Source organism: Streptomyces sp. LE64 (assembly GCF_052606915.1).
This window is the reverse complement of sequence record NZ_CP199708.1, coordinates 4,292,260-4,306,402: the sequence shown is the minus strand read 5'-3', so window position 1 is coordinate 4,306,402 and position 14,143 is coordinate 4,292,260. Positions and strand designations below refer to the sequence as shown.

Sequence of the window (14,143 nt, the reverse complement as noted above, 5' to 3'; positions counted from 1 at the left end):
CGTGGCCGCTGTGTTCCCCCGGCCCGTCGGTCAGCGGCGGCCGCGCCGCAGGTCGCCCTTGCCGCAGGCGGTGCCGTCGCCGTCGGGGTCGAGGCCTTGCGGGTCGGACTCGCCGTTGACCCTCAGGGGGCCGTAGTCGTGCCGGGCGAGCCAGGTGCAGCGGGCCGCGGTGGTCGCCTTGACGCCGGGCGGGTAGTCGGTCGGGACGCAGACCCCGGCGGCGCCGTAGTGGCGGTCGCAGCCGGAGAGGGTCGGGCTGACCTTCTGGGAGGCTCGCTCCTCCAGCGGTGCCCTCGGTTCGGCGGCCGGGGCGCCCGCGAAGTCGTGCACGTGCGGGGCCGGCGCCTTCGCACCCTCCGGTGCGGCGCTCGGCGCCCCGCCGTGGTGGGCGTGGGCCCCACCGGGGTCGGCGGTGGTGGGGCTCAGGGCGGCGGGGCCGTCGACGCGGACCCACCGGGCGACGGAGGGCACGCCGGCCGCGTCGGTGGCGAAGAGCATGTACCAACCGGGCGGGGCGATGTTGGGGTTGCTGGTGACGTTGAGGTCGATGGTGTTCCCGTTGACGGTGAGGGGCAGGTCGACGAAGCTGGTTGGGGTCCGAGGAGTGGGTGACGGCCGAGGGGCGGATGAGGTGGGCCTTGACGATCGGGCGGTCCACGGTGATCCGCTGGGTGGAGCCGTACTGCCACTCGGTCCGGGCGAGGGAGGTGATCGTCGGGCGCGGGCCCTTCAGCAGGTAGGGCGGGGTGTAGACGGAGACGTGGTGGTTCCAGGTGTTGCTGCCCGGGTTGTCGCCGGTGGACATCACCCGGCCGTCCGGGAGCAGGAACGAGGTGGAGTGGTAGCCGCGGGGCTCGGGGTCGGTGGCGACCTTGTCGAAGGTGCGCGTGACGGGGTCGAAGAGGGAGGAGGAGAAGACCGGGTCGGCGCGGTTGTGGAGGGCGCCGCCCGTCTCCAGCACCTTGCCGTCCGGCAGCAGGACGGCGGAGACGTACATCTTGCCCTCGTCGCCGGACTGCGGGACCGGGCCGGCGCCGCGGTCGACGGTGCCCTGCGGGATCGACGGGCCTGCGGTGTAGCGGGGGCTCGGGTCCTTGAGGTCGATGACGTCGGTGAGGCGGTTGGCGTCGGGGTTGGTCTCGATGTTGCCGCCGCCGAGGGTGAGCACCTTCTGGTCCTGGGCCGGGGGCAGCAGCACGCTGGCCGACTGGTCGCGCTCGTCCTTGCGCTGGAGTCCGGGCACGTCGGTGACGGTGTTGGCCTCGTAGTCGTAGAGGGAGGCGCCGGTGCCGGGGGTGCCGTTGCCGAAGACGTGGCTGCCGGAGTAGAAGAGGCGGCCGTCCTGCAACAGGACCATGGCCGGGTAGAGGCCCCAGTAGCTCCAGGTCTGGTTGACCCGGTCCGTGGGCAGCCAGCGGTTCTCGGCGGCGGACCAGCGGTCGGCGGTGACCGAGCCGGTGGAGTCCTCGCGCAGACCGCCGAAGGAGAGCACGTCGCCGTTGCCCATGAGGGTGGCGGAGGGGTACCAGTGGCCGTCGTTCATGCTGCTGGTGGTCTTGGTGTACGTCTCGGTGTCCGGATCGAAGAGGTACGAGTCGCGGTACCCCTTGTACCCGTGGGAGCCGTCGGCGGCCGGGTAGGCGAGGTTGCCCCCCATCACCAGGAACTTCCCGTCCCGGAGTTGGACGTGGCCCCCGCAGAACATGTCCTTCGGGGTGGGGACGATCCGGTAGGAGCCGTCCGCGGGGTCGTAGATCGCGGAGGTGAAGGTGCCGGCGGCGAAGGCCCCCTCGCTGTTGCCGGAGCCGGCGATCAGCAGCACCTTGCCGTTGTGGAGGACGACGGCGTGCGAGGAGCGGACGGGGTTCTCGGTGGGCAGCACGTCCCAGCGTCCGTCCCGGCACTCCACGGCGGAGGCGCCGGTGCAGGTGGGGTCGGGCGGTTCGACGGCGACGGCGTGCATGGCGTAGTCGTCGGTGGTGACCGAGCCGACCCCGTAGACGGAGACGCCCCAGGTGATCTGGTCGGTGCCGGGCGGGATCGGCGGGGTGCGCACCTCGACCTGCTGGTAGCCCGGGGCCACCGGCAGGGTGCGCAGGTCCGTCCAGTACTGCCAGCCGCCGGTGGTGTCGCGGCGGAAGAGGGTGACGGCGGCGTCCGGGGTGGTCGACTTGTACCAGAAGCCAAGGTCGTACTGGGTGCCCGGCTGCACCCGCGGGGCACAGCTCGGGTTCTCGGTGAGCATGGCCTTGCGGTCGCCGCTGACCCGGCGGGCCAGAGCCACCTTCATGGCGGCGGTGCCGGTCCGGGCGTCGGCGACCGTCTCGTAGCTGACGTCGTTGTCGCCCCAGCCGGCCCGGGACCAGCAGTGGGGCATCGCGGCGCCGCCGGGGCCGGGGGTCTCGAAGCCGGGGTTGCTGAGCAGGTTGGCGGCGGTCGCGGTCTGCGGGGTGGCGAGCAGCCCTCCGGCGACCAGCGCGGTCACGCCCAGGAGGGCGGTTCTCCGCCGCGCGGTGGCGCGGGTGCGGGCTGCGGAGCGGGCGCGCCGCGGGACGAGGGTCATGCGGTACTCCTCAACGGTTGCGGCTGCGGCCCTCGGGGTGCGGGGGCCGTCGGGGTGGCGAGCGGCGTCGGTCGGCCGTCCGATCCGGTGGCCGCACGGTCGGCGCGGGTCATCCCCGGTCCCCCGTGACCTCGCGGATCTCCACTCGTGCGGCGCCCTGGCCGAAGGTGACGACGGGGCGGGAGTGGTCGAGGGCCGCCTTGACGGTGGGCAGGTCGACGGCGTCGCGGCGGACGGTGCGGGAGGAGACGACGTAGTCGACGTCGCGCCAGCCGCGGGGCAGGGTCCGGCTGACCTCGGGGTCGAGGTCGACCTTGTAGAACCAGATGGCGCCGTCGCCGGGGCGGTACCCGGCGTGCACGAGGTCCAGCCAGAGGGCGTCGTCGGTGAGGACCCGGGTGCGGGCGGGGTCGGGCACCTCGCGGGCCATCCAGGCGGCGGCCTGCCGGTGCGGGGCGCTCTCGTCGGCGGCGAGGGCGTCCCGGTTGGCGTCGTACCAGCGGGGCACGGTGTGGGCCGCGGCGGCGAGGGCGAGCGCGGTGAGGAGCCCTATGCGCACCCCGCGGACCAGGCGGGACTCGTCGGGTCGGCGCCGGCGGCGGAGCAGGGCGTGACTGGCGCTGGCCGCGGCGCCGGCGAGGACGAGGGCGAGGAAGGGGAGGGCCTGGACCACGTACATGGCCGGCAGGTAGCCGTCGGGGCGCAGCGCGACGAGGGCGAGGAGGGCGACGGTGACGGCGGGGCCGGCCAGCGCGCGGGCGGTGACCGACCAGCGGTAGGCGGCGAGCAGGACGAGGGCGGCGGCGAGTCCGCCCAGCGGCAGGACCCGGTCGTAGTACAGCCAGTCCTGGAGGACCTGGTGGGCGGCGGAGGAGGGGTCGAGGACGAAGCCGGAGCCGGGGCGGCTCATCTGGTAGGCGGCGCCGTCCCACAGGGACACGTGGTCGTCGCCGGGCAGGAGTTCGCCCTTGAGGGCGGCGAACAGCGGGTAGGTGAAGCCGACCAGGGCGCAGGAGGTGATGGCCCCGGTGAAGGCGAACTTGCGCGTGTCACGGTGGCTGAAGCGCCACATGGTGAACAGCAGCGCGGGCAGCACCAGCAGCATCGTCTCCTTGCTGAGGACGCCGATCGCGGCGGCGATCCCGGCGGCGAAGTGGTGCCACAGGTGACGGTGGGGCGAGGCCGCGAGGCAGAACGCGAGGAGCATCCAGAGCACGGCGATGTTGTCGAGGAAGATCTGCCGCTGGAGGTTGACGGCCAGCGGGGAGAGTCCGAACAGCGCCGTGGCCAGCGCGGCGGACCAGCGCGGCAGCCACAGGCGGCGGGCGAGGACGTAGACCAGGACGGCGCTGATCGCGACGATCACCAGCATGGCCAGCCGCATGGTGCCCACGGTCATCGTCTCCGGGGCGAGTTGGGCGGGCAGCCACGTCAGGGCGGCGAGTTGGAGCCAGCCCACGGGCGGGTGGTCGTACCAGTAGGTGTAGTGGGCGAGCCCCTCGCCCTGCTGGACGGCCCAGGCCTGGGCGAGGTAGGTGCCCTCGTCGTCGCTGAAGGTGGGGTAGGCGCCGATGTTCCAGCCCTGGACGGCGACGATCACGGCCACCAGGACGGTGCAGAGCGCCAGGTCCACGGGGGAGGTGCGGAACCGGACCACGGGCCGGCGGGTGAGGACCGGGCGGCGGGCGGCACGGGGGCGTCGCGCGGGGACGGGAGGAGCGTCCGCCGCGGGAAGGGTGGCTCTCACGCGGGGGCGTCCTCTCGGAGGTCTGCGGGGCGGGCGCCCGATCCGGCGGCGGCCGGGACGGCGGCGGCCGGGACGGTGGCGAGGTGGGCGCCGGTGTGGCTGGTCAACTCCCAGTCGTGCCGGCCGCGTTGTTCGCGCCACACGGCGCGGATCGCGGCGCCGGCGAGCAGCACCTGGTAGAAGGGTCCGCCGAGCACCAGCTTCCCGTAGTGGGCGAGGCGGACCCGCAGTCCGTACTGCTTGCCGAAGTCGTGCAGTCCGACCACTTCGAACACGAAGGTCATCACGGCGGTGACGGCGGGCAGGAAGGTGACGAAGGTGACGGCCACGGGGACGTCGAGGAGGAGGGCCACCACCACGTTGAGGGGGATGACCACCCCGGTGAACGCCTGGAGGAAGGGGGTCATCAGGGTGTAGCGGGCGAGCAACCGCTGTCCCGCGGTCGGCAGCCGCTTCCAGTCCTTCTTGCGGTACACCTGGAGGAAGCCCTGGTTCCAGCGGGTGCGCTGCTTCAACAGGGACAGCAGGCTGCCGGGGGTCTCCTCGCGGGTGACCATGTCGGAGTCGTAGGCGACGACGACCTTCTTGCCGACGCTGGACAGCCGGACCCCGAGGTCGCAGTCCTCGGCGAGGCACTGCGGGTCCCAGCCGTCGGCCTCGCGCAGCACCTCGGTGCGGACGAAGACGGTGTTGCCGCCGAGTGGGATGAATCCTTTCTGCGCATGCAGGTGCAGTCGGGAGCGGAACCAGAAGAAGTACTCCAGGCAGTTGCGCAGGCTGTACCAGCTGGAGTGGAAGTTGATGAGTTGCACCCCGCCCTGGACGACGTCGGCGCCGGTGGAGCGGAAGGCGTGGTCGACGTGGGCGAGCAGTGCGGGGTGGACCTGGTCCTCGGCGTCGAAGACCCCGACGACCTCGCCCCGGCAGTGCGGGAGGGCGGTGTTGAGGGCCTTGGGCTTGTTCTTGGCCTCGTGAGTGTCGACGACGACCCTGACCCGTCGGTCACGGGACTCGGCGAGCCGGGCGACCTCGGCGGTCTCCGGGTCGTCGTGGCCCACGATGACGATGACCTCGAAGTCCGGGTGCGTGGACTCCAGCAGCCGTCGGACGGTGTGGTCGAGGACGGCCTGCTCGTGGCGGGCCGGCAGCAGCAGGGAGAACGACAGGGCGCCGCCGCCCTCCGGGCTGGCGAACCGGGTCGAGGCCAGCACCTCGGGGGTGCGCCAGGCGTGCATCTGCCACCAGAGCGTGAACGCCGCCATCCAGAACAGCGCCAGCGACACCGCGGCGACGAAGACCGACGTGAGCAACCAGATCCCCCCATGGACCCCGCCGGCGCACGACACCTCGTCGCGCCCCCCACCGACAGGGAGAGAGTAGGAGCATCAGCGGACGTCACGGCACGCGGTCGATAAATGGCCTGTTTCGCATAGCGGGGCTCTGTATGGCGATCTTTCGGGCACGGAAGCGTTCGTTCCGGGTCATTCCCCGAAAGAAAACGCACTCGTAACCCGCCGTTCGGCGGGTTGCGAGTGCGTCATCATGATCGCTCAAGTTGGCTTGATATCAGCCCCGTTGACGTCTCCTCCGCGGCCGCCGTCGACATCGACCCGCACCCCGAGGGCCGTCCGCAGCCGCTCCAGGTCCGTGGTCGGGGCGTCGCAGGTGAAGTTCCGGCAGACGTAGGCGGTGGTCCGCCCGCCCTGCGGCGAACGGTCCGCGAGCAACGGGAGTTCCACCCCCGAGCCGCCGTCCCCACCCTCCGCCCCGGCGTCGCGTCGTGCCGGAGCACCCACCGCGACGACCGCCCCGGGCGCGGTGCCGAGCAGCGCCGCCCGGTGGAAGGTCCGTCGCACCGGGTCGTCGTCCGCCCCGACCACCGCCACCTCGCGCGGCCCGTCCAACGCCGCCTCGGTGACGGCGAGCCCCCAGCCGATGAACCGCGGCACCCGCGCCCCCAGGGCCGCGACCACCCCGAGGGCGCGCTCGGCCGCCTCCCGGTGCGGCGCGGACCCCGTCTGCGCCGCGTACGACAGCAGTGCCCCGGCCGCGGCCGTCCAGCCGGACGGAGCGGCGTTGTCGGTGGGGTCCTGGGGGCGCCGGATCAATCGCTCGGCGTCCGAGGCGGTGTCGTACAGCGAACCGTCCCCGTCGGTGAACCGCACCAGCACGTGATCCAGCAACAACCCCGCGAAATCCAGCCACACCCCCTCCCCGGTCACCGACGCCAGCGTGAGGAAGCCCTCCGCCACGTCCCCGTAGTCCTCCAGCACGCCGGCGTTCGCGCCGGCGTGACCGTCCCGGGAGGTACGGCTGAGCCGGGCCGCGCCATCGAGGTGCACCCGCACCAACAGATCGGCCGCGCACACCGCGGCCTCGACCAGGTCGGGCCGGTCCGCATACGCGCCGACCTCCGCCAGCGCGGCGATCGCCAACCCGTTCCAGGCCGCCACCACCTTGTCGTCCCGCTCCGGCGCGGGCCGCCCGGCCCGGGCGGCGAACAACCGCTCCCGCACCGAAGCCACCCGTTCGGCATCGAACACCCCTTCTTCCTGCGGAAGTTGCAGCACCGAAACCCCGGCGCCACCCTCCGGGAAGGTGCCCTCCTCGCTCACCCCGTAGTGGGCGGCGGCCAGTTCGGCGTCCCGCTCCCCGAGCACCTCCCGCAGCTGCTCCCGGGTCCACACGTAGTAGGCCCCCTCGTGGGAACGGCCGTCGGGACCGATGCTGTCGGCGTCCAGCGCGGACGCGAACGCCCCCTGCTCGGTGCGCAGTTCCCGCACCATGAACTCGGCGGTCTCCACCGCGACCCGGAGCGCGGACTGCGAACCGTTGACCCGCCACAGGTGCGCGTACACCCGGCACATCAGGGCGTTGTCGTACAGCATCTTCTCGAAGTGGGGCACCACCCACTCCCGGTCCACCGCGTAGCGCGCGAACCCGCCGCCCAGTTGGTCGTAGATCCCGCCCCGGGCCATCCGCTCACAGGTGTCCACGACCATCTGGAGCGCACCCTCGGACCCCGTTCGGGCGTGGTGGCGCAGCAGGAACTCCAGCACCATGGACGGCGGGAACTTGGGCGCCCCGCCGAAGCCCCCGTGCCGGGCGTCGTACTCCCGGGTCAGCTCCAGCAGCGCCCGGGCCGGCACCTCCTCCCCCGGCAGGACGCCCGCCCCGTGCCCCAACCGGCGCTCCCCCAGGTCCCGGGTGATCCTCGCGGCGACCTCCCCGACCTCGCCCCGACGCTCCCGCCACGCCTGCTCGACCCCCGCCAGCACCTGCCGGAACGAGGGCGTCCCGTGCCGGGGCTCGGGCGGGAAGTACGTCCCGAAGTAGAACGGCTCAGCATCCGGCGTCAGGAACACCGTCATCGGCCAGCCGCCCTGCCCGGTCGCCGCCTGCACCGCCTCCATGTACACCGCGTCGACGTCCGGCCGCTCCTCGCGGTCGACCTTCACGCTCACGAAGTGCTCGTTGAGGACCGCCGCGGTGGCCTCGTCCTCGAACGACTCGTGCGCCATGACGTGGCACCAGTGACACGCAGAGTATCCGACCGACAACAGAACGGGCACATCGCGCCGTCTCGCCTCTTCGAAGGCCTCGGGCCCCCACGGCCACCAGTCGACCGGATTGTCAGCGTGCTGAAGCAGATAAGGCGAGGTCACACCAGCCAGCCGGTTCATGAGACCCAGCCTCTCACGCCGACGCGGCCCTGCCGGTTCGGCCCGCAAGCCCCCGCCCCGCTTGGCCGATTTGCACTCATGCGCCATCACATGGTGAATGCGAATCGCCCCTTTTATGCGCATTTCACCCCTGCGGACGCTGGAGATTCCACCCCGACCCCAAAGCCGGTGCCCGACTGGAGGCGGGCAGTACGCTGAGTCGAGCACCGCATCCTCGAAGGAGGTACTTCATGACCGCCGAGATGGTGGCGCCTGCGTGGATGCACACGCAGATCAGCGCGGAGCAGTACGACTCCTGGTCCGAGGAGCAGTGCGCAGGCATCGAGATCGTGGACGGGATGGTCATCGTGAGCCCGAGCGCCTCGAAGCGGCACAACCGGCTGGCCCGCACCCTGGCCAATGCCCTGGATGCCGCCGCAGGCCCGGACTGGAACGCCGACACGGACTTCGACGTCCGATTGCAGGACGTTCCGCTCACCAACCGCCGTCCCGACGTCATCGTGTACCGGGCGGAGACGATCGACCTCACGCCCACGCGCCCCGAGCACGTGCTCCTGGTCGTCGAGGTCGTATCGCCCGGGTCGGAAACAACCGACCGGGTCGTGAAGGTGGACCAGTACGCCAAGGCCGGCATCCCCTTCTACTGGCGCATCGAGCAGTCCGCCACCGGCGTTCCGATCGTCTACACCTACGTCCTCGACCCAGCCAGCAGGGCCTACCGGGACGGTGAGGTGTTCACCGGCGCCGTGAAGGCCACCGCGCCATTCCCTGTCACGGTCGACCTTGCGGCCCTGTGAGCAACTAGGAACCGCCCGCGTCCTCGGCGCCTCCGACGCCCTGTGGGCTGAGACATGTCCGCAACCGGGGGCCTCTAGCCTCGATCTTTCGTGACGGTCCGTCGGTTTCTTCGGCGGGCCGTTTCGGTTGTTCGGGCCGGTGGTGGGCACGCTGATGGCCTGGCTGTCGCGTCGGGTGGGCGCCGGGTTCCACTGCTCCGGTCGGGGTGGTGCTGCTCGCAGGGACGGGAACGTGCTGGTCAACCGGGGTTCGGGAGGGCTTCGAGCCGTGCCAGGGCGTCGGTGATCACGTCGGTCCAGGGCCAGTGGCGGGCGAACCTCAGGTGCCGGCGACGGGCGGTGGTGACGAGTTGGGCGGCGGCGGAGAAGAGGCGGATCCGGAGACGACGGGGCTCCCACCTGGGGGTCTCGCCAGTCAGGGCGAGCATGGGCATCCATGCGAGGAGGTCGAGGGCGATCTGGACGATCTCCAGCCAGACCTGGTTCTGTGCGGTGTCGTGCAGGGGCAGGTTGCGTAGGCCGGTGGCTCGGGCGGCTCGGATGCGATCCTCGGCCCGTGCCCGCTGGCGGTGACGGAGCTCCAGTGCCGCGATCGGTATGACGGTGGTGTTGGTGGCGAAGCAGGTCAGCCGCAGTCCGTCGGCGTCGGTGATACGCAACTGGGCGCCGGGGTGCGGGCGTTCCTTGCGGACGATCAGCCGCATACCCTTCGGCCAGCCCTTGAGGCAGTCTCCGGTGATCTCAGCAACCCAGGCCCCGTCCCGGATCTCGCCGCCGGGATCGATCGCTGCCGTCCAGGCCGTGGCGGGGACCTTGAGGGCGGCCTGGTGAATCTGCTCGGTGATGGTCATGCCGACCGAGTACGACAACCATCGGCCGCGCCGGGCGAGCCAGGCGACGAACTCGTGGGTGCCGCCGCCGGAGTCGGCACGGATCAGCGTCTGCCGGCCTCGCCGGTAGCCCTTCGGTAGCTGGGCCAGGGCGAGTTGGGCCGCGGTGATGTGGTCGGTGGCGGTGTTGCTGCCTGCGTTTCCGGGCCGCAGCACAGCGGCCACCGGCTCGCCGGACCCGCCGGTGCCGTGGTCGACGAATCCCATCAGCGGGTGGTGTCCGAAGGTCTTCTTCCAGGTGGGGGCCGCGTCCTCCTTGTCGGAGTGGGAGATCACCAGGACGCCGTCCAGGTCAACGGTCACCTTCCCGCGGGCGTCCGGCGCCGCGTCGCCGGCCAGTTGCCAGACGTGTTCGCGGACGTGAGCTCGCGCCTGGCGGATCGCGGTCAGCGCACGGTTCCCACCGGCGGCGAGAGTGTCGATGAGCCGGGAGACCGTCGGATCTGAGGCCACCGGCCCGAACACGCCGGGCTCGGCCCGCAGCATGGCGACATCGGCGAGGCAGTCGCCGCCGAGCGCTACTGCAAGCGCGAGATCCAGCACCGTCTTGCCCGGATCGTGCACCGCGCGGGACTTCCGCCAGGGCGCCAGTGCCGTCGATATCGCCTGATCCAGACCGCACTTGCGGACCGTTTCCACCAGCAGCACGGCCCCGGCCTGCGAGACCACCCCGCGACCGCCGCCCCCAGCGCGGATACGCGGGTACGACCCGATACGCTTCTTCACCTGGAAAGTGCCTCCGACAGCGGCGGGAACAAGGGCCTAGACAATCCTCATTCTCGCTGGTCAGAGGCACTTTCTGCTGTCCTGATCACCTGCTGGACAGCCCACTTCGTGAAAGCGCGAGGCTAGCCCTGAACGGCAAAACCCGCAGGTGGGAGCCCCGCCGTCTCCGGATCCGCCTCTTCTCCACCGCCGCCCAGATCGTCACCACCGCCCGCCGCCGGCACCTCAGATTCGCACGCCACTGGCCCTGGACCGACATGATCACCGACGCCATCGCCCGACTCGAAGCTCTCCCGAACCCCGGCTGACCAGCACGTTCCCGACCCTACGAGCAGAACCACTCCAGCCGGAGGCGTGGAACCCGGCGCCCACCCGACGCGACAGCCGGGCCATCAGCCTGACCACTACCAGCCCGAACAACCGAAACGGCCCGCCGAAGAAACCGACAGACCGTCACGAAAGATCGAGGCTAGGCCCTTTCTCCAGCGAGACCATTCAAGATACCCCGACTGAGGACCTCACCGAATTCGCCGTCCTGGTGGGCGAAGATGAGGAGATCCTCCTGAGCTCGACTTGCAGCTAGGTAGAATTGCGAGTAGGCAGCTCTCTTCCCGCTGGCACCATGTCCATACTCGAACGAGCCACTAGCTCCGCTCACGAGAACTACGTGAGAGAACTGAAGGCCCGCCGCGTACTCGGCAGTGGTGGCGACCAGGGCACGCCTGGAATACCTAAGAAGCTCGATGTCGTCCCGGCCCTCAATAACGACGAAAGAGCTTGTAGGATGCTCTGATTCGCGAAGACCTCGCTTGATCGCCTCGAGGTCAGCCTTCCCGACCCCTATCAGAGCCACTCGCGCGTCGGCGCCAGACAACTGACGCTTCTCAAAAGCCGCCTCGACCGCCGTACTTGCCAGGCCTCCCTGTGCATGAAATTGCACCATCGGAATCCCGCCATCGGTCTTGCCAGCAGACGAGGGGAGAGAATCGTAGACCCAGTCGTGGCCGAGCTCTACGAGATTAGGCATGGCACTATGGAGGTACTGAACGAATTCAAAAATTGGGGCAGTGAATCTGTGAGTGACAGTGAGGTCGATGGCCGCACTCTCACCGCCTTGATGTAGCGCCCCCGAACCCCGACTGAGCTCCCCCTCAGCCAATCCGGTCAATAGCGTGAATGCGGACTGGCTTGGGTCCATAGCCATGACTAGCCGGGGTACTGCCTCCACATCCCTCGTCAGTAGGTGCAGCAGGTAGCGTTCAGTGTTACTAAAGAGATGAAATTCGTCGACTAGGATAAGGTCATATCCCTTGGCGGTTCGCTCTGAGTTCCAGATGTACGTTTCGAGGTACCTCCGAAAGTCGTCAACTAGCTGATCTGTCGTAAGCTGGCCTTCCTCAACCAGCCGCCGAACATAGTGGGTGTAAACGGCAAACGCGAGTTCCCGATCAGCATTTTCCGACAGGGGAACCATCCAGCTCTCGCGGGTCAACCCGAGATACTTTCGAAGCGAGTTCATGCCGGGTTTGATTTCGTGAGAGTCGAAAACCTCGGCAAATTCGCGCATAAGCGCCCAGCAAAGCCGAAGCCTGTCCTCGGAACCCTGAGATGACTCAACCGCGCCCCTTACCCACTGGCTAACATGCGACCGATAGGTATCCCATGTGCTCTCTTGGATATGCCCCAAGGCTTCCTCTACGAGCTGCACCTGCCGATACTTGCCGTCGAGTCCGTCATCTCCCAACACTTCCACGTTGTCCGGAAGGCTCCCCTGAAGCCATTCTCGAAGGTAGATCAATGGCATTACTTCGATATGTTCGGCGAGCCCCCGCTCATCCAAGACCTGGAGGGAATCCTCGACCTGCTTGGCCATGGCCCAGCTGTGCGTAAGAAAGAGCACTCTCGGATACTCAGCCGGGGAAGACGGGTCGATGGAATCGACCTCTTGATACAGCTCATGCAACGCCTTGAGCTGCAATGTCAATGTCTTGCCGGTGCCCGCGATCCCGCGGATCTTTAGCGGCCGACTCAGCCCGTTGGCAAGGGCCTCAGTTTGAGAGCTGGTGAGCATCGAGAGCCACTCCGTATAGGTGTTACCCTTTACGACGGCCCCTCCACCTACTCTTTCGAGGTCAACAGAGGCCTGGAGCAGCTTCGGCCTTGGAGAGCGTTTCTTAAATTCTTCTGCAGCGCTTTCCATCGCAAAGGGAAAGCGCTCAATAGCGTCTTCGGCGAGCGTCCGGTTCGGCTTGAACCGCTGAAGAGGAATCCAGCTATCACTGTCGGTCATCGTCCAGAAGCAGACGTTCCCATCCGGGAGCGACTCGGCGATCCAGCGAAATGTTCCATAGTTCATATGGCGCGGCAATGCAAAAAATGCAAGCAAGTTCTCATTCGAGAATTTGCTCCATGCAGTTGGCAGTGAAACGGGCGGGTGGGCCATTGCTCGCGCAGCCCTGTTGATTCGCTCGAAGAATCTAGATGCGACCTCGTGCCGGTTTCCTGTAATTATATTCCAATTGTCATCCGCAAGCAAGATCATCTTGCTTTCTTCCGTGTCATCGGAATGGATTAGGAAAGCGTTTCCATTGTCAACAACTAGGCAAATGTCTCCCGGGAGCAACTCTGGGTTGCGAATCTCGCCGAAAGAGTTCTCCCGGCCATTCTCGATGAATCGCGGAAGGCTATTGCGCGTAAATACGATCATTCTGCGTCTCCAAGCTTCTCGATATATCCATCAAATCGACCGTCTCTCGCCTGCTCGTATTCATTCGGCAGTCCAATATCAGTGAATACGCTGGCCATTTGTTGGACGACTCGATGGGAATAGAGAGTGTCGAGTCGCGCCACCCTCCGGGCCCTGTACTGCGTCCGGTTGCGGATCTCGTCCACGCTTCGGAGTGCCACCGCAGACTCTTCGATGCTTCGAATGAAGCGAAGGACGACTACATATCCTGTCCGATGGAGTGGACTTGGAGCGGAGAGGTAAAAGACATCCCCAGGGAGGCTCTTGAGAGAGCTCTTGATGCTCTTCTTGAACTTATCAATGCTCGCCCCAGCGGAAAGGCTCTGATGGGCGTCTATAGCATTCATGTGGCTGAGAATCACAGACCAAAAGTCTTCTGATCTTTCAGACTTGGCTAGCCGCTCGAAGGTGCCGCTCGACTCTCGCAAGCTCAGGCATTCTTTTTCGAATCTAAGCTTCGTCTTGGGGGCTGGAGAATCTCCGAGTAGAAGGTTGAGATCATCCTGCGAATAGCCTAGATCTATCATTGATAGAGCTCTATCAAATGCGGCTTCCCCGCTTGACGCTCTCAGGATTTCTGCGATTTGCCTTTCTGACTTCGCGGCCTCGGCCTTCAGATATTTTGGTGCTATGAAACCTCGGACATAGGAATCGACTGGGATCGCCGGCACGTAGGTGATCATTCCCCAGTGCTTACCCAAGGCGAGATCGCAGTTGGCCGTGACCACTACTCCGACCACGGCATCCCAACCGTCTGGAAATTTCTCGCTGGAGAGAAACTCCAACACGTCGCCTTGTTCGATTCCCACCAAGTCGGCTGCAAGATCGGGCACGTGCTCGCTGAATGAGTCGAGTGTGGCTTCAGTCACAGACAAGATGGTACAACCGTCGGGCGTCTCGGGCCCTGCAGACGGCGCAGCCCATCACTACTAACATATAGTCAGCGAGGTCTGGGCTCTGATCTATTGAGGGCGGCGCCCATGGCTCAGGA

The 14,143-nt window shown here is 67.9% G+C and carries 7 protein-coding genes and 2 pseudogenes; 2 read left to right on the top strand and 7 right to left on the bottom strand.

Going from position 1 to position 14,143, the window contains the following annotated elements:
* Positions 1–30 precede the first annotated feature (30 nt).
* The 4 genes and pseudogenes from ACSMX9_RS19525 to ACSMX9_RS19510 all read right to left on the bottom strand — a co-directional run bounded on the left by ACSMX9_RS19525 (position 31) and on the right by ACSMX9_RS19510 (position 7,993).
* Positions 31–2,563 (bottom strand): annotated as a pseudogene (locus tag ACSMX9_RS19525) (galactose oxidase-like domain-containing protein).
* A 109-nt stretch (positions 2,564–2,672) separates the two neighbouring features.
* Positions 2,673–4,310, bottom strand: a complete 1,638-nt coding sequence (locus ACSMX9_RS19520; protein WP_445395587.1) for an ArnT family glycosyltransferase — start codon at positions 4,308–4,310, stop codon at positions 2,673–2,675.
* Positions 4,307–5,620, bottom strand: coding sequence for a glycosyltransferase (locus tag ACSMX9_RS19515; RefSeq protein WP_445395585.1), 1,314 nt, complete (start codon positions 5,618–5,620; stop codon positions 4,307–4,309). The genes ACSMX9_RS19520 and ACSMX9_RS19515 overlap by 4 nt, the downstream gene beginning before the upstream one ends.
* A 240-nt stretch (positions 5,621–5,860) precedes the next feature.
* Positions 5,861–7,993 carry a thioredoxin domain-containing protein gene (locus ACSMX9_RS19510; protein ID WP_445395583.1) on the bottom strand — a complete coding sequence of 711 codons (2,133 nt, stop codon included), beginning with the start codon at positions 7,991–7,993 and terminating at the stop codon, positions 5,861–5,863.
* Between the two features lie 230 nt (positions 7,994–8,223).
* Between ACSMX9_RS19510 and ACSMX9_RS19505 the strand changes: the two genes are divergently transcribed.
* On the top strand, positions 8,224–8,790 hold the full coding sequence (locus tag ACSMX9_RS19505) for a Uma2 family endonuclease (protein WP_445395581.1): 567 nt from the start codon (positions 8,224–8,226) through the stop codon (positions 8,788–8,790).
* Between the two features lie 239 nt (positions 8,791–9,029).
* Here ACSMX9_RS19505 and ACSMX9_RS19500 read toward each other — a convergent pair whose 3' ends face one another.
* Positions 9,030–10,406 carry an IS1380 family transposase gene (locus tag ACSMX9_RS19500; RefSeq protein ID WP_445395579.1) on the bottom strand — a complete coding sequence of 459 codons (1,377 nt, stop codon included), beginning with the start codon at positions 10,404–10,406 and terminating at the stop codon, positions 9,030–9,032.
* 122 nt (positions 10,407–10,528) lie between these two features.
* On the opposite strand from ACSMX9_RS19500, the pseudogene ACSMX9_RS19495 reads away from it, so the two are divergent.
* A pseudogene (locus tag ACSMX9_RS19495) lies at positions 10,529–10,714 on the top strand (transposase); the annotation flags it as partial.
* Positions 10,715–10,875: 161 nt separating this feature from the next.
* Here ACSMX9_RS19495 and ACSMX9_RS19490 read toward each other — a convergent pair.
* Both ACSMX9_RS19490 and ACSMX9_RS19485 read right to left on the bottom strand, forming a co-directional pair.
* Positions 10,876–12,948, bottom strand: a complete 2,073-nt coding sequence (locus ACSMX9_RS19490; protein ID WP_445395577.1) for a UvrD-helicase domain-containing protein — start codon at positions 12,946–12,948, stop codon at positions 10,876–10,878.
* A 161-nt stretch (positions 12,949–13,109) separates the two neighbouring features.
* On the bottom strand, positions 13,110–14,021 hold the full coding sequence (locus tag ACSMX9_RS19485) for a hypothetical protein (protein ID WP_445395575.1): 912 nt from the start codon (positions 14,019–14,021) through the stop codon (positions 13,110–13,112).
* Positions 14,022–14,143: the final 122 nt, after the last annotated feature.